The sequence below is a fragment of the Micromonospora sp. WMMD987 genome (genome assembly GCF_029581435.1).
GTDB lineage: Bacteria > Actinomycetota > Actinomycetes > Mycobacteriales > Micromonosporaceae > Micromonospora > Micromonospora rifamycinica.
In genome coordinates, this window is the sequence record NZ_CP120861.1 from 4,633,652 (window position 1) to 4,657,500 (window position 23,849).

At 72.6% G+C, this 23,849-nt stretch carries 15 protein-coding genes, 2 rRNA genes and 1 pseudogene (1 of these 18 cut by a window edge); 2 read left to right on the forward strand and 16 right to left on the reverse strand.

Annotated features, from left to right (window positions below; genetic code table 11):
• Nucleotides 1-199: 199 nt before the first annotated feature.
• The 12 genes from O7612_RS19415 to O7612_RS19470 all read right to left on the reverse strand — a co-directional run bounded on the left by O7612_RS19415 (nucleotide 200) and on the right by O7612_RS19470 (nucleotide 16,141).
• Complete coding sequence (locus O7612_RS19415; protein ID WP_282266264.1) at nucleotides 200-805, reverse strand: NUDIX hydrolase; 606 nt, start codon at nucleotides 803-805, stop codon at nucleotides 200-202.
• The gene (locus O7612_RS19420) at nucleotides 802-2,625 is read right to left on the reverse strand and encodes a CTP synthase (RefSeq protein ID WP_282266266.1); all 1,824 of its coding nucleotides are present in this window, start codon (nucleotides 2,623-2,625) and stop codon (nucleotides 802-804) included. The genes O7612_RS19415 and O7612_RS19420 overlap by 4 nt, the downstream gene beginning before the upstream one ends.
• A gap of 129 nt (nucleotides 2,626-2,754) precedes the next feature.
• Nucleotides 2,755-5,214: a hypothetical protein gene (locus O7612_RS19425; RefSeq protein ID WP_282266268.1), complete on the reverse strand. Its 2,460-nt coding sequence runs from the start codon at nucleotides 5,212-5,214 to the stop codon at nucleotides 2,755-2,757.
• The gene (locus tag O7612_RS19430; protein ID WP_282266270.1) at nucleotides 5,214-6,416 is read right to left on the reverse strand and encodes a glycosyltransferase family 4 protein; all 1,203 of its coding nucleotides are present in this window, start codon (nucleotides 6,414-6,416) and stop codon (nucleotides 5,214-5,216) included. Before O7612_RS19430 ends, O7612_RS19425 begins: the two co-directional genes overlap by 1 nt.
• Nucleotides 6,413-8,083 (reverse strand): lipid II flippase MurJ, encoded by a 1,671-nt coding sequence (locus tag O7612_RS19435; protein ID WP_282266271.1) that lies wholly within the window; start codon nucleotides 8,081-8,083, stop codon nucleotides 6,413-6,415. The genes O7612_RS19430 and O7612_RS19435 overlap by 4 nt, the downstream gene beginning before the upstream one ends.
• Nucleotide 8,084: 1 nt before the next feature.
• Nucleotides 8,085-8,951, reverse strand: a complete 867-nt coding sequence (locus tag O7612_RS19440; RefSeq protein ID WP_282266273.1) for a hypothetical protein — start codon at nucleotides 8,949-8,951, stop codon at nucleotides 8,085-8,087.
• Nucleotides 8,952-9,009: 58 nt separating this feature from the next.
• Nucleotides 9,010-9,945 (reverse strand): copper transporter, encoded by a 936-nt coding sequence (locus tag O7612_RS19445; protein ID WP_282266275.1) that lies wholly within the window; start codon nucleotides 9,943-9,945, stop codon nucleotides 9,010-9,012.
• A 27-nt stretch (nucleotides 9,946-9,972) separates the two neighbouring features.
• Nucleotides 9,973-11,151 (reverse strand): putative cytokinetic ring protein SteA, encoded by a 1,179-nt coding sequence (steA, locus tag O7612_RS19450; RefSeq protein WP_067313369.1) that lies wholly within the window; start codon nucleotides 11,149-11,151, stop codon nucleotides 9,973-9,975.
• A 119-nt stretch (nucleotides 11,152-11,270) separates the two neighbouring features.
• Nucleotides 11,271-13,028 carry a DNA repair protein RecN gene (recN, locus tag O7612_RS19455; RefSeq protein ID WP_282266281.1) on the reverse strand — a complete coding sequence of 586 codons (1,758 nt, stop codon included), beginning with the start codon at nucleotides 13,026-13,028 and terminating at the stop codon, nucleotides 11,271-11,273.
• A 142-nt stretch (nucleotides 13,029-13,170) separates the two neighbouring features.
• Nucleotides 13,171-14,055, reverse strand: a complete 885-nt coding sequence (locus O7612_RS19460; protein ID WP_282266283.1) for an NAD kinase — start codon at nucleotides 14,053-14,055, stop codon at nucleotides 13,171-13,173.
• Nucleotides 14,056-14,164: 109 nt separating this feature from the next.
• On the reverse strand, nucleotides 14,165-15,010 hold the full coding sequence (locus O7612_RS19465) for a TlyA family RNA methyltransferase (protein WP_282266285.1): 846 nt from the start codon (nucleotides 15,008-15,010) through the stop codon (nucleotides 14,165-14,167).
• Between the two features lie 405 nt (nucleotides 15,011-15,415).
• Nucleotides 15,416-16,141 carry a hypothetical protein gene (locus tag O7612_RS19470; protein WP_282266287.1) on the reverse strand — a complete coding sequence of 242 codons (726 nt, stop codon included), beginning with the start codon at nucleotides 16,139-16,141 and terminating at the stop codon, nucleotides 15,416-15,418.
• A gap of 111 nt (nucleotides 16,142-16,252) precedes the next feature.
• Here O7612_RS19470 and O7612_RS19475 point away from each other — a divergent pair, with 111 nt between their 5' ends.
• Complete coding sequence (locus O7612_RS19475) at nucleotides 16,253-16,588, forward strand: SCP2 sterol-binding domain-containing protein (RefSeq protein WP_282266289.1); 336 nt, start codon at nucleotides 16,253-16,255, stop codon at nucleotides 16,586-16,588.
• 46 nt (nucleotides 16,589-16,634) lie between these two features.
• Here the strand turns inward: O7612_RS19475 and O7612_RS19480 are convergent, their stop codons facing one another.
• Nucleotides 16,635-17,654: an HAD-IIA family hydrolase gene (locus O7612_RS19480; protein WP_282266290.1), complete on the reverse strand. Its 1,020-nt coding sequence runs from the start codon at nucleotides 17,652-17,654 to the stop codon at nucleotides 16,635-16,637.
• A gap of 545 nt (nucleotides 17,655-18,199) precedes the next feature.
• Nucleotides 18,200-18,778, reverse strand: a pseudogene (locus tag O7612_RS19485) (hypothetical protein); the annotation flags it as partial.
• A gap of 3 nt (nucleotides 18,779-18,781) precedes the next feature.
• Between O7612_RS19485 and O7612_RS19490 the strand changes: the two are divergent.
• Complete coding sequence (locus O7612_RS19490; RefSeq protein ID WP_282266292.1) at nucleotides 18,782-20,662, forward strand: hypothetical protein; 1,881 nt, start codon at nucleotides 18,782-18,784, stop codon at nucleotides 20,660-20,662.
• 90 nt (nucleotides 20,663-20,752) lie between these two features.
• Here the strand turns inward: O7612_RS19490 and rrf are convergent.
• Nucleotides 20,753-20,869: ribosomal RNA gene (rrf, locus tag O7612_RS19495) — 5S ribosomal RNA — on the reverse strand.
• A gap of 93 nt (nucleotides 20,870-20,962) precedes the next feature.
• Nucleotides 20,963-23,849 (reverse strand): 23S ribosomal RNA (locus O7612_RS19500) (it continues 223 nt past the right edge of the window).

Genomic DNA, 23,849 nt, shown 5'->3' on the forward strand with positions numbered 1-23,849 from the left:
CCGCACGGGCCTGCCGTTCGCCTCCCTGAAATGGTCGCACCGGTCGGCCCGGTCCGCCGGTCGGGAAACCCGCCCGGCGTCCCGTGTCCCGCCACCGCCCCGGTGTCCGTGGTGCCCGGCCGGGTGCCGCCGCGCCCGGCGGGAGACGCCGCGGGGGCCGGCGCGGCGGACCGCGACGGCCCCCGCGGGGCGTACCGGATCAGCGGTGCAGCGGGGTGTCGGCCCGGCGCAGCACCGACCACCCGGCGTCCCGGGCGCGGGCGGCGGCCAGCAGCCCGACCGCGCACGGACCGTTGGTGACCTCCCCGGCCAATACCATGCCGACCGCCTCGTCCAGGTCGATCCGGACGGTCTGCAGGTCGGCCTCCTCGTCGTGCCGCTCGTGGCGCTGCCCGACCGGTACCTCGGCCAGCTCCCGGGCGAGGAACACCCGGACCACCTCGTCGGTGAAACCCGGCGAGGTGTGCACGTCGACCAGCAGGTCCCACCGGCCGGCGGTGAGGTCGGCCTCCTCGGCCAGCTCACGGGCGGCGGCCACCGGCAGGTCCTCGCCCGCCACGTCCATCAGCCCCGCGGGCAGCTCCCACAGGTGCCGCCCGACCGGCTGCCGGTACTGCCGCACCAGCACCACCCGACCGGCCCCGTCCAGGGCGACCACGGCGACCGCGCCGACGTGCCGCACGTAGTCACGGGTGGCGGTGCCCCCGCCGGGCATGGTCACCTCGTCGCTGACCACGGTGAAGATCCGGCCGGCGTACCGCTCGGCGCGGGAGCGCAACTCGTAGCGGTGCTCGACGGCGCTCACGACGCGGACGACGCCTTCGTCGACGCGCCGTTGCGGGCCGCGGCCTTCGGCGTCGGCGCCTCGTTCTTCGACGGCTCGGCCGGTGAGGTCCCGGCCGGCGTCGTCCCGGCCGGCGTCGTCCCGGTCCGGGCTTCGACCACCGGGTCGAGGTCCACCGGCAGCTGGTCGGCCTGCGAGTACGCCACCGCCGCCTTGACGAACCCGGCGAACAGCGGGTGCGGGCGGGTCGGCCGGCTCTTCAGTTCCGGGTGCGCCTGGGTGGCCACGAAGAACGGGTGCAGGCCGCGGTCCAGCTCGACGAACTCGACCAGCCGGCCGTCCGGGGAGGTGCCGGAGATGTGCAGGCCCGCCCTGGTGAGCTGGTCCCGGTAGGCGTTGTTCACCTCGTACCGGTGCCGGTGCCGCTCGCTGATCTCGGTGGTGCCGTACGCCTCGGCCACGATCGACCCCGGGGTCAACGTCGCCGGGTACGCCCCGAGGCGCATGGTGCCGCCCAGGTCGCCCCGGCCGGCGACGATGTCCTCCTGGTCGGCCATGGTGGCGATGACCGGATGCCGGGCCTCCTCGTCGAACTCCAGCGAGTTCGCCGCGTCCAGACCGGCCAGGTGCCGGGCCACCTCGATGGTCATGCACTGCAGGCCGAGACAGAGCCCGAGCAGCGGTACACCGTTCTCCCGGGCGTACCGGGAGGCGCCGATCTTGCCCTCGATGCCGCGTACGCCGAAGCCGCCGGGGATGACGATGCCGTCCACGCCGGACAGGGCCGACGCCGCCCCGGCCGGGGTGACGCAGTCGTCGCTGGGCACCCAGCGCAGCTGCACCCGGGCCCGGTGGCCGAAGCCGGCGGCCCGGATCGCCTCGCTGACCGACAGGTAGGCGTCGGGCAGGTCGACGTACTTGCCGACCACCGCCACGGTGACCGTGTGGTGCGGCTGGTGCACCCGGTCCAGCAGGTCGTCCCAGCTGGTCCAGTCGACGTCCCGGAAGGACAGGCCGAGCCGGCGCACCACGTACGCGTCGAGACCCTCGCGGTGCAGCACCTTCGGGATGTCGTAGATGCTCGGGGCGTCCGGGGCGGCGACGACCGCCTCGGAGTCCACGTCGCAGTAGAGGGAGAGCTTCTCCTTCAGCTTCTGCGGGATCTCCCGGTCGCAGCGCAGCACGATGGCGTCCGGCTGGATGCCGATGTTGCGCAGCTGGGCCACCGAGTGCTGGGTCGGCTTGGTCTTCAGCTCACCGGACGGGGCCAGGTAGGGCACCAGCGACACGTGCAGGTAGAAGCAGTTGTCCCGGCCGAGGTCGTGCCGGACCTGGCGGATCGCCTCCAGGAACGGCAGTGACTCGATGTCGCCGACGGTGCCGCCGACCTCGGTGATCACCACGTGCGGGATCTGGCCGTCGGCGTCCGGGTCGGCCATGCCGAGGATCCGCGCCTTGATCTCGTTGGTGATGTGCGGGATGACCTGGACGGTGTCGCCCAGGTACTCGCCGCGCCGTTCCTTGGCGATGACGTCGGAGTAGATCTGGCCGGTGGTGACGTTCGCCTTGCCGGAGAGGTCGCGGTCGAGGAACCGCTCGTAGTGCCCGACGTCGAGGTCGGTCTCCGCGCCGTCCTCGGTGATGAAGACCTCACCGTGCTGGAACGGGTTCATCGTCCCGGGGTCGACGTTGAGGTAGGGGTCGAGCTTCTGCATCACCACCCGCAGCCCGCGCGCGGTGAGCAGATTGCCGAGGCTGGAGGCGGTGAGGCCCTTGCCGAGCGAGGAGGCGACGCCCCCGGTGACGAAGATGTGCCGGGTCGTCCGTGCTGTTGGGGCCAAGGCCTGCTCCCGTGTCGTCCGTAGCGGTCGTGCGAACCGCCGTGCCGATCAGCAAAGTGATCACGCGATCCACGGGATTCCACGGTAACACCTCGCCGGGGTCCACCCGGCGTCGCACCCGACCCCGGGCTATCCGGACCCCGGGCCGGACCGGCCGGCCACCACCTCGATCGACGCCGGTTCCGCCGGCGCGGGGGTACGCGCCGCCGGCACCGCAACCGCCTCCCGCCCCGCCGGCCGGTCCCCACGGTCGGGCGGCGCACCGCCCCGGTCGCCGTCGGATTCCGTCACCCGCCGCTGCGGCCCGCCGGCCGGGGCGTCGCCGTCGGAGGACGCCGCCGGATGCCGCTGCGGCCCGGCGCCCGGGGTGTCGGCGGGCCGTCCGCCGGGCGGGGCGTCGCCGTCGGTGGGCCGTCCGCCGGGCGGGGCGCCGTCGGGTGGGCGGACCCCGGGCGGCCCGCCCCGGGCGTCAGGCCGGGGATGGCCCGGATCGGGCACCGTACGGTCGGTGGAGTGGTCGAGCACCCGCAGCGAGGCCAGCGCCGCCATCGGCACCACCAGCGCCCCGGCCGCCCCGGCCACGTCCAGGGCGGTGCCGCCCAGCAGTCCGGCGATGACCGCCGCGACCGCGGTGCCGGCCAGCGCCGCCCGGATCGCCGGATAGATGCCGAACAGCCGCATCAGCCCGCCCCAGGGCTGGAGCAGCGCGAACCAGACCAGCAGCAGGCCGACCACCGCCAGCACGGTCAGGGGGCTGTTGACCAACGTCTGGAAGTTCGCCGAGCTGGACCGGTGCACGGTCAACCCGCCGGTGCCCTCCCCCAGGGCGGTCAGGAAGCGGCCCAGCGCCCCCCGCTCCTCCACCGGCCGGCGCAGGTCCACCACCGCGAAGCCGATGGTCAGCGCCAGGCCGGCCATGGTCGCCCAGACCAGCCGGCTGACCGTCAGCCAGCCACCGGTGCTGATCGCGGCGGCCACCGCCACCCCGGCGGTCAACGCGATCGCGCCGATCGAGTCCGCGCCCAGGTAGGGGCTGCCGATCACCACCACGGCCAGTCCGCCCACCGCGACCACCACCATCGGCCGCCACTGCCGGCGGACCCGCTGGGCGAGCCAGCCGGCGCTGAGCAGCGAGCCGGCGAGGAAGACACCCAGCCCCACGGTGCCCAGCCCGGAGAACCGGCCGCCCTCCAGCGCCGAGTAACCGACCACCCCGTTGAGCTGCAACCGGGCTCCGCTGAGCACATCCGCGCCGACCACCAGGGTGGCCAGGCCGGCGACCGCGCCCAGCGGGCCGAGGGTGCGGTCGTGGCCGGGGGTGAACCGGACCAGGGCGGTCGCACCCACGATCAACGCGACCGTCACCCCGGCGAAGTACACCCCGGCGTGGTCGCCGCGCCACCACGGCACCGCGTCGGCGAGCAGGGCCGCGGGCACCGCCAGGGCGACGGCGATCAGCAGCAGTTCCACGGTCGCCACGATGCGGCGGGAGACCGGCGGCGGGCTGTGCGGGCCGGCGAGCCGGCGAGCCCGGCGCAACAGCGGCAGCACCGCGAGGGCGAGGCCGATCTGGGCGGCGGCGAGCAGGGCGAAGAACCACCCGGCCACGGCCCGCTGGGCGGCGGCCTCCCGGTCGGCGTCGGCCGGCGCGGTGATCGCGGTGGCCAGGTCGTCGGGGCGGTCGTCGACCTTGACAGCGGGACGGCCGAGGAAGATCCGCTCGGGCATCGGCCGGCCCAGTGCGATCAACGCGGTCGGCGCCAGGTCCACCAGTTGCAGGTAGCCCTCCCGGCCGGTGCTGGGCGAGGTCAGCCAGCCGTTCTCCCAGCCGGGTCCGTCGGCGACCACGACGTGCAGCCGGGACGGTGCCTCGGTGTCGGACACCCCGGCGACCAGCACCAGGGAACGTTCCGGCCGGGCGGCCAGCACCTTCGCCAGCGCCTCGTCGGCCCGCCGGGCCGCCGCCCGTCGGTCCGCCGGATCCTCGCCGCTGACCGTGCCCAGGTCGACGATGCTCAGCACGCAGGAGCCGAGCAGCTCGGCCGGGTCGGCCGGCAGCTCCGGGGCGTACCGGTCGACGCGGCCGAAGGGCCGGGCGGCGGCGACGGCGGCACCGGGGCCGATCGCCACCGAGCAGCGCACCGACTCCGACAGCGAGCCGGGCACCGTGCCCCAGGGCTGCCGGTCGGCGTTGTAGGCGACCACGCCCTCCTGGTCGGGCAGGTTCGCGCCGATCCCGTCGGGCTGCTCGATCGTCACCTCCGTCGACGGGCAGCCGCCGGCCGGGCGGCTGCCGTTCCAGCCGGCGTAGCTGCCCGCGCCGAGGGTGAGCCAGCCGTCCACCGGGCAGGTCGGGCGGTGCGCGGAGCGGGTCGACAACGACCCGATGGACCCCTGTTGGGCCATCCGCCACAGCGTCGGGGTGGCCTGCGGGTCGACGTCGGCCCAGCGCAGCCCGGCCACCCCGGCGAGCACCACGTAGTCGGCGGTGCGCCGGGGCGGGCTGGTGTCCGGGCGGGCCGCCAGCGCGGTGACGCCGAGCACCACCACGACCAGGGTGAGCAGGACCGGGGTGAATCGGCGCAGCATCAGGAGCGTCCCGTCGAGGGGCCGTCGGTGCCGGAGGCAGCCGGACCGGTGCGGCCGGCGGCGTCCCGGTGCCCGGGGACACCGGCCGGGTCGGTGTCGAGTTCGGTGTAGAGGGCGCGCAGCGTGGCGACGGTGTCGGCCTCGGTGGGCCAGCCGGCGGCCCGGGCGACGCCCCGGCGGGCCAGGTCGGCCCGCAGGCCCGGGTCGTCCAGCAGCGACCGGACGGCCGTGTCGACCGCGTCCACGTCGCCGGGCGGGACCAGCAGCGCGCCGTCGCCGACCAGTTCGGGCAGCCCGCCGACGGCGGTCGCCACCAGCGGCACGCCGGCCCGCAACGCCTCCTGGGCGAACAGTTGCCGGGCCTCCCAGTCGCTGGTCACCACCGCCAGGTCGGCACCGGCGAGCAGGTCCGCCACGTCGGTGCGGTGCCCGAGCAGGGTCACCGGGGCGCGGGCGGCGGAGATCCGGGCGGCCAGCGACAGGTACGCCGGGCCGCTGCCGGCGACCACCACCACGGGCGGCGGCCGGCGGGTACGCCACCGGGCGGCGGCGTCGACGAGCACGTCGTAGCGCTTCTGCGGGTGCAGCCGGCCGACGGAGAGCACCAGCGGCTGGTCCGCGGCCACGCCGAACTCGGCGCGGACGGCGGCCCGGCGACGCCGGGGAGCGGGCAGGGCCGGCGCGGCGACCGGGGCGAGCCGGGCGTCGGCGGCGCCCAGCGCGGCGGCCCGGTCCACCAGGTCCGCCGACGCCCCCAGGGCGACCCGGGCGGACCGTGCGACCACCCGCTCGGCGAGCCGGGACAGCCGCCCGCGCAACCCCCTGGCGAGCACCGCGTTGTGCCAGGTGACCACGAGTGGCGCGGTGGGCCGGGCGAGCGCCGCGACCAGCCCGGCGCGCAGCCCGTGGGCGTGCACCACCCGGGCGTTCGTGCCGGCCAGCGCCCGGCGCAGCGCGGTGACCGCGCGGGCGTCGGCGGGGGTGGGGTTGGCCGAGATCTCCACCGGAGTGAACCGTGCCCCGGTGCCGGCGAAGTCGAACTGCTCGTCGGTGGCGGCCGGGCCGCAGACCAGCACCGGCTGGCCGGCCTCGACGAGCCCCCGGGCCACCGACCGGACGTGTTGCCCCACCCCGCCGGTGCTGGAGGCGAGCAGCAGCACCACCGTGCCCCGGGGGTCGGGGGCGGGCGTCGCGTCGGTCATGGGGAGAGGGTCTCCTTCCCGTCACCGGCGTCGCGGGGGACGCCGTCCTGCGGGGCACCTGCCGGTCGCCGGCCGCCCAGCCGGCGACGGACGCCGGTGAGCAGCGGCCCGACGTCCCGCCGGTCCACCAGCCAGGCGACGGCGAGGAACAGCACGCCCACCACGGCCCCGGACAGCATGCCCTGAACGAGTGCCCCCGCTGTCGTCGGGGTGCCGCCGTCGGCGAGCAGCCGGGCGGTGAGGACGCCGGCCGGGGCGGCGAGCAGCGCGGCCAGCAGACCCGCGAGGGCGGCCCGACCGGCACCGGCGAGCGCGGCCCGACCGGCGGCCCGGGACACGGCACCGACCAGGAGCACCCCGAGGACCAGCATGCCGGCGGAGTTGGCCAGGGTGACCGCCAGCACCCGGTCAGCGCGGGGCAGCAGCGCCGCCAGCGGTACGGCCACCAGCGGCACCACCAGCCAGCCGGTGGTGATGGCGGCGGTGGCCGCCCGGGTGGCCCCCCGGGCGTAGAGCGCCCGGGACAGCACCGCGAAGAGACCGTAGCCGACCAGTCCGGGGGCGAACCCGGCGATGGCGGCGGCGGTGGGCTCCGCGCCGAGCGGGAAGAACCGGCCGACCGGTTCGGCGGTGCCGACCAGGGCCGCCGCGCCGAGGAAGCTGCACAGCAGCACCCCCCGGGTGGTCGCGGCGACCGTGGCGCGGTAGCCGGTGACGTCGCCGGTCGTGGCGGCGGCCGACAGCCCCGGGTAGGCGGCGACGGCCAGCGGCACCGCGAGCACCGCCCAGGGCAGCAGGTACATCGTCTGGGCCAGGTTGTAGACCTGCGGGGAGCCGGTCGGCCCGCCGGATACCCGGTTGAGGATGACCACCAGGGCGAGTTGCTGAGCGGTGACGGTGACCGCCCCGGCGACGGCGAGCCCACCGACGCGGGCGCGGGCGTCGGCCGGGAACGCGTAGCCGGGCCGCCAGGCCAGCCCGAGCCGACGCAGCGGGACCAGCAGCGACAGCGACAGCACCACCACGCCCAGGGTGGTGCCGCCGGAGAGGACCAGCTCGCCGGCCCGGCTCACCTGGGCGATGCTCGCGTCCCGGCCCTGGGTGAGACCGAAGACGAGGTAGACCACCACGACGGTGAGGCTGGACAGCAGCGGCGCGACGACCGGCCAGGCGAACCGGCGGTGCGCCTGGAGCACCCCGGTGAGCACGATCCCGATGCCGTAGAGCGGCAGTTGCGGGGCGAACACCCGCAGCATCCGTGCCCCGGCGGCCAGTTCCGCCGGGGAGCGCCCGTCGGAGATCACCGCCACGATCGGGTCGGCGAAGAGCGCCACCAGCACCGCGAGCGGCACCAGCAGGGTCACCGTCCAGGTCAACAACGCGCCGGTGGTGGCGGCCACCGCCCGCCGGTCACCCGCCGCGACCGGCCCGGCCAGCAGCGGTACGACGAGACTGGCCAGCGCCCCACCGGCCACGATCTCGAAGATGATGTTGGGCACGGTGTTGGCGATCACGTACATGCCGCCGAGGTCGCTGCCCTCCACGACCCAGGTGAACACGGCGGTACGACCGAACCCGGCGAGCCGGGCCAGGACGGTCAGCACGGCGATCAGGGCGGCCGCGCCGGCCACCCGACCGGCGGCGGCGAGGGGTGCCGGTCTGGTCACGTCAGTCGGATCGCCGGCCCAGCGCGTCGAGTTCCCGCAGCACCGGGGTGCGCTGGATGACCGCCGTGAAGCTGACCTTCTCGCTGGCCGCGGTGAGGCCGGCGAGGACCGCGAGCAGACCGGCCCGGCCGACGGGGCCGGTCCGGGCGGCGAGCGCCACCCCGAGCAGCGCGCCGACCGCGTTGGCCCCGCTGTCGCCGACCATCACCCGCTCGCCCAGGTCCTCGTCGAGCAGTCCACCGGCGGCGCCGACCGCCCCGGCGGCGATGCCGGCGTGCGGGCCACCGGCCAGCGGGACGCCGAGCAGCACAGCCGACTTCAACGCCCGGCCGGGGCGCAGGTCGAGCAGGTTGAGCAGGTTGGCGGTACCGGCCACCACGCCCGCGCCGAGCAGTACGTCGACGGTGCGGCCGAGGGTGCGGTGGCGCTGCCGGCGCGGGTGCGCGGCGACCCGGGGGTCGGCGGCGAGCAGCGCGGCGGCGGCGAGCCCGGCCGCGCCCACCCCGGCGACCTTGACCAGGCCGGCGGTGACCCGGCCGGCACGCAGGGCGGCGAGGTGACCGGCGAAACCCTTGGCGGCCTTCTGTTCCGGCCGGGCACCGACCACGTCGTCGTAGAGGCCGACCGCGCCCGCGCCGAGGCCGGCGACGAGGACCGCCGCACCGGCCGGGGCGCTGCCCGCGCCGAGCGCCCCCGCACCGGACGCCCCGACGGCCAGCGCCGGCCCGGCGGCGAGGCTGACGGTGCGGCCACGGAAGTTGGTGCGTTCCAGCGCCGGCCCGACCGGGGCGGTACGGATCTCCCGCAGCGCGTACCGGGCGGTGGCGGCTCCGGCGGCGGCGGCGAGCAGCCGCCCGAACCCGCTCATACGGCACCGCCGGACGGGGCGGTCGGGTGGTAACCGGTCACCGGGGCAGTTGGTTCGTTCACTGGGGCAGTCTAGGCACCAGCGTGGCGTTGTCGCCGACGCCGTACTGACCGGCCCGCTTCTCGGTGAGCTGTTGGACCAGCGCCAGGCTGGTGACCAGCTGACCCTGCACGGTGTTGGCGTTGTCGACGGTGGAGATGGTCTGCGCCAGCACCGGGTCGCCCCGGACCACGGCCACCAGGTTGCCCCCGGCGGAGCCGTTGCCGCCGACGACGATCGCGCCGGTGCGGTCGAACTGCTCGGCGATCTTCACCACCGACTCGTCCTTCTTCGCGGAGTCCTTGTCGACGTAGGGCTGCCCGCTGACCACCACGACCGCCTCGGCGGTGCCGGTGACCTTCTCCTCGCTGGTGAGATATCCGGCGTTGGCGTACGCGGCCAGCACCGCCCGCCGGTCGGCGTCGGTCACCGCCGGGGTGCCCTGCGGGCGGTCGAGCAGGACACTGGCCAGCAGGGCGCTGGAGGTCTCCACGCCGTTGCCGTTGCCGGGCAGGGTCGAGGCGGGCGCGGTGGGCCGGGCCGCGGTGACGGCCAGCTCCATCAGGTTGGTGTTGTTGTCCGGGTTGACGAACTTGTCCTGCACGTCGACCCGGCCGGTCACGGTGGCCCCGGCGGTCTGCAACGACTTCAGCACGCCGTCGGTGTGCTCCCGTCCGGTGGGCAGGCTGAGCACCATGACCCGCTTGCCGGTGAGCTTGCCCGGCAGGATGATCTGCGCCATCTCGGCGGCGAAGTCCTCCTCCAGGTCCAGTTCCTTCTGGAGGCTGTTGACCGACTGACGCATCTGCTGGTTGTCCTTGCGCAGCGAGTTGACCGTCTCCTTGAGCGAGTCGGCCACCGGGCCGTTGAGGGCGGCCGTGCCGACCACCAGGCCGATCGCCAAGGCCAGGAAGACCGCGGTCAGGGACACCACGTGGTATCGGAAATTGATCACGCTTGCAGCCTCTTGATCGGTCGGGAGCTAGAAGAGCTGGCCGAGCTGGAACACGAAATTGTCCCACCACTCCGAGACCACGCCCAAATACGCCTTGCCGACGGTGGAGACCGCCACGGCGGAGGCCATCGCGGCGATCGCCGAGAGGACCAGGAGGAGCAGGGACGAGCCGGAGATGTTCTGCCGGTAGAGCCGGCTCACCCCCTTGGCGTCGACCAGCTTGCCGCCGACCTTGAGCCGGGTGAGGAAGGTGGAGGCCATCCCGCCGCGGCCCTTGTCCAGGAACTCGACAAGCGTGGCGTGGGTGCCGACCGCGACCAGCAACGAGGCGCCCTTCTCGTCGGCCAGCAGCATGGCGAGGTCCTCGCTGGTGGCGGCGGCCGGAAAGGTGATCGCCGGCACCCCGAGGCCGTTGACCCGGGCCAGGCCCGGCGCCCGGCCGTCCGGGTAGGCGTGCACGATCACCTCGGCGCCGCACCGCAGCACGTCGTCGGTGACCGAGTCCATGTCCCCGATGATCATGTCGGGGGTGTAGCCCGCCTCGACCAGGGCGTCCGCCCCACCGTCCACGCCGATCAGCACCGGCTTGAACTCCCGGATGTACGGGCGCAGCACGTCCAGGTCGGCCTTGTAGTCGTAGCCCCGGACCACGATCAGGCAGTGCCGGCCCCGCATCTGGGTCTGGATGTCCGGGACGCCGACCCCGTCGAGCAGCAGGTCCCGTTCCTGGCGCAGGTAGTCCATGGTGTTGGCGGCGAACGCCTCCAACTGCACCGACAGGCCCTCCCGGGCGTCGGCCATCGCCTTGGCGACCGTCTCGGCGTCCTGGAGGTCACCGTGCGCCACCGGCTCGTCGCCGACGAAGACGGTGTTGCCCTCGATCCGGACGGTGTCGCCCTCCCGGAGCCGCTCGAAGATCCCCTCGCCGAGGTCGTCCAGGAGCAGGATGCCGGCACCGATCAGCACCTCGGGGCCGAGGTTGGGATAGCGGCCGGAGACCGACGGCTTGGCGTTGAGCACCGCGGCGACCCCGACCGCGACCAGCGAGTCGGCCGCCACCCGGTCCAGGTCGACGTGGTCGATCACCGCGATGTCGCCGGGGCGGAGCCGGCCGACCAGCCGCTTGGTACGGCGGTCGAGACGTGCGGTGCCGAGAACTGAGTCCGGTTCCGCGTTCCGGGTCCGGCGCAACGTGGGTAGACGCATCGTGACCATCCTGGCATGGGAGGCTGGTTTTTCCGGTGCGACATGCCTGAGCAGGGCCGCCTACCCAGGGAAGCACACCAGGGCACGGCCCGGTGTGCCTCCGCTCACAATCGTCGCGGTCAGGGCCGTCTTTCCTTCGCCGCGACGGCCAGGAGTTCCTCGGCATGGGCGATACCCAGATCCGAATCCGGCAAACCTGCCAGCATCCGGGCCAGCTCCCGGGCCCGTTCGGTGTCCTCCACCACCCGTACCCCGCTGGTGGTCACCGCGCCACCGGTGTCCTTCGCCACCACCAGGTGCCGGTCGGCGAACGCGGCCACCTGCGGCAGGTGCGTCACCACCAGCACCTGGTGGCTACGGGCCAACCGCGCCAACCGCCGGCCGATCTCCACCGCCGCCTGACCACCCACCCCCGCGTCGACCTCGTCGAAGACCAGGGTGGGCGGGCCGCCGGAACCGGCGAACACCACCTCGATGGCGAGCATCACCCGGGACAGCTCACCGCCGGAGGCACCCCGCTGCAACGGCAGCGACGGCGCTCCCGGGTGGGCCAGCAGGCGCAGCTCCACCTCGTCGGCACCGTCCGGGCCGACCCCGCACTCGACGCCGTTGACCACCAGCGTGGGCTCCGAGCGTCCCGCCGGCCGGGGCAGCACCGCCACCTCGATCCGGGCGTGCGGCATCGCCAACCCGGCCAGCTCCACGGTGACCTGCTCGGCGAAACGGACCGCCGCCTCCTGCCGGGAAGCCGACAGCCGACCGGCCAGCTCGGCCACCTCACCGGCGAGGCGGTGCGCCTCCCGGTCCAGCTCGTCGAGCACCTCGTCGGAGGTGTCCAGGTCGGACAGCCGGGTCCGGGCCCGCTCGGCCCAGGCGATCACCCCGTCGACGTCGTCGGCGTACTTGCGGGTCAACCCCCGCAGCGCGGCCCGCCGCTCGTAGATCGTCTGCAACCGGGCCGGGTCGGCGTCCAACGCCGCCAGGTACGTCGACAGCTCCGCCGAGACGTCCGCCACCAGGGTGGCCGCCTCCTCCAACCGACCGGCCAGCTCACCCAGCGCCGGATCGGTGCCGGCCTGCGCCTCCAGGGTGCGCCGGGCCGTGCCGAGCAGCACCGTCGCGTCCGGCGTGTCGTCGGCCGCCTCCACCCCGCCGGCCACGCACACGTGCGCCAGCTGGGCCGCCGTCCGCAGTCCCTCGGCGTGCTCCAACCGCTGCGCCTCGGTCTTCAACTCGTCGTCCTCGCCGGGCTGCGGGTCGACCCGGGTGATCTCGTCCAGGCCCAGCCGCAGCAGATCGGCCTCCTGGTGCCGGGCACGGGCGTTGCTGCGCCGGTCGGCCAGGTCGTCGACCACCTGCCGCCACCGCCCGTACGCCTCCCGCAGCGCGTCGACCAGCTTCTCGTGCCCGGGGCCGGCGAACCGGTCCAGCGCGGCCCGCTGCTCGGCGGGCCGCAACAGCCGCAGCTGGTCGGACTGGCCGTGCACCGCCACCACCTGCTCGCCGACCTCACCGAGCATCGACACCGGCATGCTCCGGCCGCCCAGGTGGGCGCGGGACCGGCCCTCCACGGTGACCGTCCGGCTCATCAGCAGCGAGCCGTCGTCGTCGGGTCCGCCCCCGGCGTCGACGATCCGGGCGTGCACCACGTCGGCGACCCGCCCGTCGAGTCGCAGCCGCCCCTCGACGGTGGCCCGCCCCGGCGCGGCGCGCACCCGACCCGCGTCGGCCCGGCCGCCGAACAGCAGGCCGAGGCCGGTCACCACCATCGTCTTGCCCGCACCGGTCTCACCGGTGATGACGTTCATCCCGCCGGCCAGCGGCAGGGTGGTGTCCTCGATGACGCCCAGTCCGGTGATGCGCAGCTCTTCCAGCACAGCACCCGACAGTAGACGCGTGCTGGGACAGTTGACCAGCCGGCACGGCTGACCGGCCGGACCGGCATGAGCCACCCCGCCGGCCGCCGGGACGGTCCCGCAGGTGGACGCCCCGGAAGCCGCCGCGGGAGCCCGGACGGGATCAGCGGCGGCTGCCGCGCCAGCCCTGCACCGGCAGGTCGAACTTGGCCACCAGGCGATCGGTGAACGGCCGGTCCCGCAACCGCACCACCCGCACCGGCAGGGCGCCCCGGCGCACCGTCACCGTGGCGCCCGGCGGCAGGTCGTAGACCCGCCGCCCGTCACAGCAGAGCACGGCCAGGGTGGTGAACGGGTCGACCGTGATGACGAACGTGGAGGTCGGCGCGGTCACCAGCGGACGGCTGAACAGCGCGTGCGCGCTGATCGGCACCAGCAGCAGCGCCTCCACCTCCGGCCAGACCACCGGCCCCCCACCGGAGAACGCGTACGCGGTGGAGCCGGTGGGGGTGGCACAGACCACGCCGTCACAGCCGTACCGGGACAGCGGGCGACCGTCCACGTCGACCAGCAGTTCCAGCATCTGGGCGCGCTCGCCCTTCTCGACGCTGATCTCGTTAAGCGCCCACGACTCGATGGTCGGGCCGCCGTCGAACTCGGCGGTGACGTCGAGGGTGAGCCGTTCGTCCACCGTGTAGTTGCGCCCGACCACGTCCCGCACGGCGGTGTCGAGATCGTCGATCTCCGCCTCGGCGAGGAAACCCACCTTGCCCAGGTTGATGCCGAGCAGCGGCGCCTTCGCCGGACGGGCCAGTTCGGCGGCGCGCAGGAAGGTGCCGTCCCCGCCGAGCGCGAAGACGATCTCGGCCCCCTCGGCCGCCCGCAGCCCGGCCATCGGCACCACCCCGGGCAGGTCGAGGTCCTCGGCCTCCTCGGCCACCACCCGGACCTCGAAGCCGGCCGCGATCAGGTCGGCCGCGACCGCCCGGGCGTGCTCGGTGCTCCGTCGCCGGCCGGTGTGCGTCACCAGCAGCGCGGTCCGGCTCACCGGTGCCACCGCCCGTGCCGCACCCGGCCGGTCAGGCCCTCGCTGAGGTCCACCGGACCCGCCTCCCGTCCACCCTCGTGGGACACCGTCCCGACGCCGCACACCACGCTCACCCTGCCACCTTCCCGGACGCCGCGGCCGGTCCGGGGCCGGTCGGCCCGGCGACCACCACGGCGTGCACCCGTTCGGGGTCGGCCGCCGGCGCGTCCCGGCGCAACCATACGAAGAACTCGACGTTGCCACTCGGGCCGGGCAGCGGGCTGGCCGCCACGTCGGCCAGGCCGAGGCCGAGCCCGGCGGCGCTCGCCGCCACCTCCAGCACCGCCTCGGTCCGCAGCGCCGGATCGCGGACCACTCCGCCGGCCCCGACCCGCTCCTTGCCGACCTCGAACTGCGGCTTGACCATCAGCGCCAGGTCGCCGTCGGTACGGGTACAGCCGGCCAGCGCGGGCAGCACCAGGCGCAGGGAGATGAACGACAGGTCGGCCACGGTCAGGTCGACCGGCCCGCCGATCGCCTCCGGGGTGAGGGTGCGCACGTTGGTGCGGTCCAGCACCCGGACCCGTTCGTCGGTACGCAGCGACCAGGCGAGCTGGCCGTACCCGACGTCCACGGCGACCACCTCGGCCGCACCCGCGCGCAGCAGCACGTCGGTGAAGCCGCCGGTCGACGCCCCGGCGTCCAGGCACCTGCGGCCGGCGACGGTCAACCCGGTCGGGGCGAAGGCGGCGAGCGCGCCGGCCAGCTTGTGGCCGCCCCGCGATACGTACTCGTCGATCGGGTCGGCACCGGTGACCAGCAGCGGGTCGGCCGGGTCGACCATCGCGGCCGCCTTGCGCGCGGGCACCCCGCGCAGCTGGACCCGGCCGGCCTCGATCAGCGCGGCGGCCTGCTCACGGGAACGGGCCAGGCCGCGGCGGACGATTTCGGCGTCGAGTCGGGTACGACGTGCCATGGGGGTGGTTCTCTCCGGTCCGGTCAGGCCTGGTCGATGGTGGCGAGGGTCTCCCGCAGTGTCTGGTACGCCGCCTCGTACTGGGCGATCTGGTCCGCCGGCGGCAGTCCCTCGGCGTTCGCCATCGCCCGGACGGCGGCGTCGACGGCCGGATGACGGGCCTCGTCGAGGTCCTCGTCAGCGACGGTGGACGGTGCCGCCGACCGACCGGCGGGCGGCGGACCCGGACGACCGACGACCGCCGGCGGACCAGGCCGCCCAGCGGGCGGCGGACCCGGGCGATGGGCGGACGGCGGACCGACCGACGGTGCACCCGGGCGACCGGCGGAGGGCGGACCCGGGCGACCGGCCGGCGGCGGGGCGGGGCGGAACGGGCCGGTCACGACCGGCTCCCGGGGAAGCCGCTCACCCGGCACCGCCGGAGGACCCCCGGCCGGGAGTGGCCTTACGGGGTGGTCGGGACGGCGCTGCCGGGTCCTCGCCGGGCGTTCCCGACCCGGCGGACGGGTCCGCCGGCACGGCCTTCTTGGCCACGGCCTTCTTCGCCACGGCCTTCTTCGCCACGGCCTTCTTCGCCACGGCCTTCTTCGCCACGGCCTTCTTCGCCACGGTCCGCGGCGAGGGCGTGACGGCACCGGACTCACCACCGGCCGGCGGCACAGCGCCCCCGGCCGCGTCCGCAGTGCCGCCGGAGGACCCCGCAGCGGCACCGGACGTCCCGGCCGCACCACCGGAGGCGCCCACCACGGCACCGGACGTCCCGGCCGTGCCAACCGCCGGAGCGGTGGTGTCGGGCGCGGCGTCGCCGCCCGGTACCGCCACCGGTCCGTTCCTCGCCTCGCGGAGCTGCCGCTCCAGTTCGTGCACCCGGCGGGTCAGCTCGGCGACCTCGTCGGCGGTGGCGAGCCCCACCGCGCCGAGCGCCCGGTCGACCTCGAACCGGACCAGCTTGGTCAGCGCTTCCCGGTTGGCCGCGCCGGTGGCCAGGAGTTCCTCGGCGAGCGCCTGGAGTTGGACGGCGGTCGCGCCGCCCGTGCCGGCCAACCGCCGGGCGGCGTCCTGGGCTCTCTTCCGGGGCGCTTCCGTCAGGCCCAGGGCCAGCTCCAGGTAGGCACGCCACGCGTCCTGCATGACTGAGTCCTTCCGCGGGGGGAGTGTCCGGCCCTCACGCTACCGGGCGCCCCGCGCCGCCCATTGCGGTACGGTGCCGGGAAACGGCGTGGCGGGTGCAAGGAGGACGATGTGGCCAGCGTGGACGAGTGCCGACAGGCGCTGCGGGATCTTGCCGACCGCCTGGACCGGCACGCCGAAGCGTCCAGCAAGATCGATCTGGATCGCACGCTGGCCTGCCGGATCACCGATCTGGAGACCGCCTTCCACGGCCGGATCACCGGCGGTCGGCTGGTCGACCTCAGCGACGGCGACGACCCGAAGGCGAAGATCGCCCTGATCACCACCAGCGACGACCTGGTGGCCCTGGTGCACGGTCAGCTCGACGTCACCAAGGCGGTGGCCGCCCGCCGGGTCTCCATCAAGGCCAGCCCCTTCGACCTGCTGAAGCTCCGCAAGCTGCTCTGACCGGGTCCGGGTGCCGGGCGGCACCCGCGCCGCCCGGCCCGGCGGGTCAGCGGGTCAGGCCGAGCCCGGCCAGCACCCGCTCCGCCTCCGGTGAGACCGGTCGTACGGCGGCACCGGTACCGGCCGACCAGGCGACCGCGCAGAGCGCCGCCACCGCGTCCAACGGTCGCCCGGCACCGCTCAACTCCACCACCCCGTCGGCGGCCGTCGCCGACCACCCGCCGGCCCGCGGATCGCCGGGAACCCGGACCACCGCCGCCGGATCGAAGAGCCCGGCCAGGTCGGCCGCGACGTGGGTCGGCCGGCGCAGCTCGGTGGCGGCCAACAACTCGGGGACGTCGCTGACCCCGGTGAGCACCAGCAGGCTGTCCAGCCCGGCCCGGCGGGCACCCTCGATGTCGGTGTCCAGCCGGTCACCGACCACCAACGTGCGGCCGGTGCCGGCACGCCGGGCGGCGGTGGCGAAGAGCGCCGGTTCGGGTTTGCCGACCACCACGTCGGGTTCCCGGTCCAGGGCGTGCCGCAGGGCGGCCACCAGTGAACCGTTACCCGGCAACGGGCCGCGTCCACTCGGCAGCGTCCGGTCGGTGTTGGTGGCCACCCAGGTCGCTCCGGCCCGGATCGCCACCGACGCCTCGGCCAGGTCCACCCAGCCCACCTGCGGGCCGTACCCCTGGACGACGGCGACCGGCGCGGCGTCGGCGCGGTCGACCGGGGTGAGGCCGACGGCGCGGATCTCGGCCCGCAGCGCCTCCGCGCCGACGACGAGCACCGCGGCCCCGGCGGGGAGCCGGTCCCGCAGTAGTTCGGCGGCGGCCGCCGCCGAGGTGAGCACCTCCGCCGGATCGGCCGGTACGCCCATCCCGGTGAGCAGGTCGGCGACCTCACTGGAACGCCGTGAGGCGTTGTTCGTGGCGAACGCCACCGCCCGACCCTCGGTCCGCAACGCGCCGAGGGCCTCGACCGCGCCGGGGATCGGCCGGTCGATCAGGTAGATCACTCCGTCCAGATCGAAGGCGACCAGGGCGTACCCGTCGACCAACCGGTCCCCGGCGACCCCGGTCATCGCGGGTCCGCCGCCGACCCGGGCCCGTCGGCCGGCCGCGCCTCGACCGGAGCCACCGCGTCACCGGTCCGCCCGGTACCGGGCCGGGTGTCCGCAGCGGCGTCGGGGGCGTCGCCCGCGTCTGCCGGAGCACCGGCACGGTGGTCGGTGTCGGCCGGCTCGTCGTCCTCGTGGACGCCAGCGTCGGGACCGTCCTCCCGGTCGGCGTCGCCGTTGTCCCGGCTCAGCGCGGCGGCCTCGTCGCCGTCGTGACCGTCGCCGTCGCGACCGTCGCCGTCGCGACCGTCGGTGCCCTCGTCGTCGGCATCCTCGTCGCGGCCGGCGCGAACCCCGTCGCGACCGGCGACGTCGTCCTGGTCCCCGGCGTCCTGGTGGTCGGCGTCACTCTGGTCGTCGGCGTCGTTCTGGTCGTCGGCGTCGTTCTGGTCGTCGGCGTCGTTCTGGTCGTCGGCGTCGTTCCGATCGTCACGGTCCCCCGGCGTCGCTGCGGCTGCGGTGTCCGGGGCGGCCGGCAGCGCAGCGGTGGTCTCCGCCTCGGCCGGCTCGTCGTCCTCGTCGTCGCCCTCGATCACCACACCGTCGAGTTCCAGCAGCCGCTCCGGGGCGTCGGTCTCCCCGTCGGTGTCCACCTCGGCGGCTCGGGCGAACCACTCCCGGGCCTCCTCGCGCCGACCCACCGCGAGCAGCGCGTCGGCGTACGCGTAACGCAGCCGGGCGGTCCACGGCTCAGCCGCCTCGGCGGTCAGCTCCGGAACCTGGAGCATCGCCACGGCCGCGTCCTTCTGCCCCAGGTCGCTGCGGGCACCACCGGCGACGATCAGCAGCTCGACCGCCACGGCCTTGTCCAGCTTGTCGCTGTCGGCCCCCCGGAACAGGTCGATCGCCCGCTCCGGACGCCCCAGGGCGCGCTCGCAGTCGGCGAGCACCGCCAGATGGCTCTGCAACCCGGTCATCCGGTGGTACGTGCGCAGCTCGGCGATCGCCGTCTGCCACTCCCCCGCGTGGTACGCGGCCAGGCCGACCGCCTCGCGCACCGCCGAGATCCGGGCGGCCAACCGGCGGGCCGCCATCGCGTGGGCCAGCGCCTCGGCCGGATCCTCGTCGATCAGTTGACCGGTGGCCACCAGGTGCCGGGCGACGGTTTCCGCCACCGGCTTGTTCAGCGAGAGAAGTTCGGCACGGACCGCCGTGTCGAGGTCGCTCGCGGAGATCTCGTCCGGCAGGGCCGGCGCGACCGAACGGGCGTCGGCCTCGTCCCGGCGCTCCCGGTCGGGGCCGAACCCGCCCTCACGACGACGGTCCTCGCCACCCCGCTGGTCGTCGCGGCGCGGCCGGTCGTAACCGTCACGCTCGCCGCCCCGGAAACCACCCTCACGACGGTCGCCACCACGCGAATCGCCGCCCTGGAAGCGCGACTCCCCGCCCCGGAAACCACCGTCCCGACGGTCGCCGCCCCGGAAGCCACCCTCGCGGGAGTCACCGCCACGGAACCCGCCGGGCCGGGAATCGCCGTCGCGGGGACCGGACCGGAAACCACCCTCACGACGGTCACCACCCCGGAAGCCACCCTCGCGAGGACCGGACCGGAAACCACCCTCACGACGGTCACCACCGCCGAAACCACCGGGACGACGCTCACCGCCCGGGCCGCCCTCGCGACGGTCGCCGCCACGGAAACCACCCTCGCGGGGACCGGACCGGAAACCACCCTCGCGACGGTCGCCGCCCTGGAAGCCACCCTCGCGGCGGTCACCACCGAAGCCGCCTTCGCGGCGGTCACCACCACGGAAACCACCCTCACGACGGTCACCGCCCTGGAAGCCACCCTCACGACGGTCACCGCCCCGGAAGCCGGGCCGGGAGTCGCCGTCCCGGCGGAAGCCACCGGGACGGAAATCACCGTCGCGGGGACCGGACCGGAAACCACCCTCACGGCGGTCGCCACCGCCGAAACCACCGGGACGACGCTCACCGCCCGGGCCGCCCTCGCGACGGTCGCCGCCGAAGCCACCTTCGCGGCGGTCACCACCACGGAAACCACCCTCACGGGAGTCACCGCCACGGAAACCACCCTCGCGGGGACCGGACCGGAAACCACCCTCACGGCGGTCACCACCGAAGCCACCTTCGCGGCGGTCACCACCACGGAAACCACCCTCACGGGAATCGCCGCTGCGGAGGCCGCCCTCACGCGGACCGGACCGGAAGTCACCACGGTCACCGCCACGCGAATCGTCACGCCGGTCCCCACCGCGGAACCCGCCGGGTCGGGAATCACCGTCGCGCGGACCCGACCGGAAACCACCCTCACGACGGTCACCGCCACGGAAACCGCCGTCACGACGGTCGTCGCTACGGAAGCCACCCTCACGACGGTCGCCACCGCCGAAACCACCGGGACGACGCTCACCGCCCGGGCCGCCCTCACGGCGGTCGCCACCGAAGCCACCTTCGCGGCGGTCGCCACCACGGAAACCACCCTCACGACGGTCACCACCACGGAAACCACCCTCGCGGGAGTCACCGCCACGGAAACCACCGGACCGGGAATCGCCGTCGCGCGGACCGGGCCGGAAACCACCGCGGTCACCACCACGCGAATCGTCACGCCGGTCCCCACCGCGGAAACCACCCGACCGCGAATCACCGTCCCGACGGAAACCACCGGGACGCGAATCACCATCGCGCGGACCCGACCGGAAACCACCCTCACGACGGTCACCGCCACGGAAACCACCCTCGCGGGAGTCACCGCCACGGAAGCCCCCGTCGCGGGAGTCGGAGTCCCGACGGAAACCACCGGGCCGAGCATCGCCGGTACGGGAACCAGATCGGAAACCTTCCCCACGACGATCACCGCCACGGAAGCCGCCCTGCGAAGCACTGCGGTCGTCACGGTCACCCCGGTACGGCGGACGGTCGTCACGGCGTGGGCCGGCGTCCCGCCCCTGGGGTCGGTCCGAACGGTCTTCGTATCGGCGCGGACGATCTCCGCCCTGCGATCCTGAACTCACAGGTACATCCTTCCTGATTGCGTCACCGACGACGCTACGCAGTCGAGGGCCGACCCGGATGGGGCGGCCCTCGACTGAAAGATTGTCCGGCGGTGTCCTACTCTCCCACACCCTCCCGAGTGCAGTACCATCGGCGCTGGAGGGCTTAGCTTCCGGGTTCGGAATGTAACCGGGCGTTTCCCCTCCGCCATGACCGCCGTAACCTTATGAACATATCAAACAACACACACACCCACACCGTGGGGGGTTGCCGATCATTTGTTCAGAGTTGCACAGTGGACGCGTAGCAGCTTCGTAGTCAAGTCCTCGGCCTATTAGTACCGGTCAACTGAACCCGTTACCGAGCTTACATTTCCGGCCTATCAACCCAGTCGTCTAGCTGGGGGCCTTACCCCCACAACGTGGGGTGGGATACCTCATCTTGAAGCAGGCTTCCCGCTTAGATGCTTTCAGCGGTTATCCCTTCCGAACGTAGCTAACCAGCCGTGCCCCTGGCGGGACAACTGGCACACCAGAGGTTCGTCCGTCCCGGTCCTCTCGTACTAGGGACAGCCCTTCTCAAGTATCCTACGCGCACGGCGGATAGGGACCGAACTGTCTCACGACGTTCTAAACCCAGCTCGCGTACCGCTTTAATGGGCGAACAGCCCAACCCTTGGGACCTGCTACAGCCCCAGGATGCGACGAGCCGACATCGAGGTGCCAAACCATCCCGTCGATATGGACTCTTGGGGAAGATCAGCCTGTTATCCCCGGGGTACCTTTTATCCGTTGAGCGACACCGCTTCCACACGCAAGTGCCGGATCACTAGTCCCGACTTTCGTCCCTGCTCGACCTGTCAGTCTCACAGTCAAGCTCCCTTGTGTACTTGCACTCAACACCTGATTGCCAACCAGGCTGAGGGAACCTTTGGGCGCCTCCGTTACCCTTTAGGAGGCAACCGCCCCAGTTAAACTACCCACCAGACACTGTCCCTGAACCGGATAACGGTCCGAAGTTAGATACCCAAATCAACCAGAGTGGTATTTCAAGATTGCCTCCACCCATACTGGCGTACAGGTTTCACCGGCTCCCACCTATCCTACACAAGCCCATTCAGATACCAATGTCAAGCTATAGTAAAGGTCCCGGGGTCTTTCCGTCCTGCCGCGCGTAACGAGCATCTTTACTCGTACTGCAATTTCGCCGGGCCTGTGGTTGAGACAGTGGGGAAGTCGTTACGCCATTCGTGCAGGTCGGAACTTACCCGACAAGGAATTTCGCTACCTTAGGATGGTTATAGTTACCACCGCCGTTTACTGGCGCTTAAGTTCTCCGCCTCGCCCTTACGGGCTAACAGGTCCCCTTAACGTTCCAGCACCGGGCAGGCGTCAGTCCATATACATCGAATTACTTCTTCGCATGGACCTGTGTTTTTAGTAAACAGTCGCTTCCCCCTGCTCTCTGCGGCCATACAACGCTCCACCCGCACGGGGCTTCACGTCTCCGGCCCCCCTTCTCCCTAAGTTACGGGGGCAATTTGCCGAGTTCCTTAACCACAGTTCGCCCGATCGCCTCGGTATTCTCTACCTGACCACCTGTGTCGGTTTGGGGTACGGGCCGCTCAGAACTCGCTAGAGGCTTTTCTCGGCAGCATAGGATCACTGACTTCACCTGAATCGGCTCGGCATCACGTCTCAGCCCCATGACATGCGGATTTGCCTACATGTCGGCCTACACGCTTACCCCGGCACAACCACCGGCCGGGCTCAGCTACCTTCCTGCGTCACCCCATCGCTTGACTACTACCCACCAGGTTCCCAGCCTCCCCCACATCAATCCGAAGACATCAGCAAGTTCAGGTGGTTAGCACAGCAAGGTTCATCACGGGCGCTCCTTCGCGGGTACGGGAATATCAACCCGTTGTCCATCGACTACGCCTCTCGGCCTCGCCTTAGGTCCCGACTCACCCAGGGCGGATTAGCCTGGCCCTGGAACCCTTGGTCATCCGGCGGAAGGGTTTCTCACCCTTCTTTCGCTACTCATGCCTGCATTCTCACTCGTGCCGCGTCCACAACTAGGTCACCCCGCTGCTTCACCCCCGGCACGACGCTCCCCTACCCATCCACACACCTGCACCAGACACCAAAATGCCTGACGAAGTATCATGTGAATGCCACAGCTTCGGCGGTGTGCTTGAGCCCCGCTACATTGTCGGCGCGGAACCACTTGACCAGTGAGCTATTACGCACTCTTTAAAGGATGGCTGCTTCTAAGCCAACCTCCTGGTTGTCTATGCGACCCCACATCCTTTTCCACTTAGCACACGCTTAGGGGCCTTAGCTGGTGATCTGGGCTGTTTCCCTCTCGACTACGAAGCTTATCCCCCGCAGTCTCACTGCCGCGCTCTCACTTACCGGCATTCGGAGTTTGGCTGATTTCGGTAAGCTTGTAGGCCCCCTAGACCATCCAGTGCTCTACCTCCGGCAAGAAACACACGACGCTGCACCTAAATGCATTTCGGGGAGAACCAGCTATCACGGAGTTTGATTGGCCTTTCACCCCTAACCACAGATCATCCCCCAACTTTTCAACGTTGGTGGGTTCGGCCCTCCACGCGGTCTTACCCGCGCTTCAGCCTGCCCATGGCTAGATCACTCCGCTTCGGGTCTAGAACATGCGACTCACACGCCCTCTTCAGACTCGCTTTCGCTACGGCTACCCCACACGGGTTAACCTCGCCACATGCCACTAACTCGCAGGCTCATTCTTCAAAAGGCACGCCGTCACCCCGCAAGGCTCCGACGGATTGTAGGCGAACGGTTTCAGGTACTATTTCACTCCCCTCCCGGGGTACTTTTCACCATTCCCTCACGGTACTCGTCCGCTATCGGTCACCAGGAAGTATTTAGGCTTACCAGGTGGTCCTGGCAGATTCACGGCAGATTTCAGGAGTCCGCCGCTACTCGGGAACACCCACAGAAGATCAGCAACTTTCACCTACCGGACTCTCACCGCCTACGGTCAGCCATTCCAGACTGTTCGGCTAGCCACTGACTTGATAACTCCTCGAACAAGTGTCAGCCTGTTCAGCAGGGTCCCACAACCCCGACCACGCAACCCCTGACAGGTATCACACGCAACCGGTTTAGCCTCAATCCGCTTTCGCTCGCCACTACTCACGGAATCACTATTTGTTTT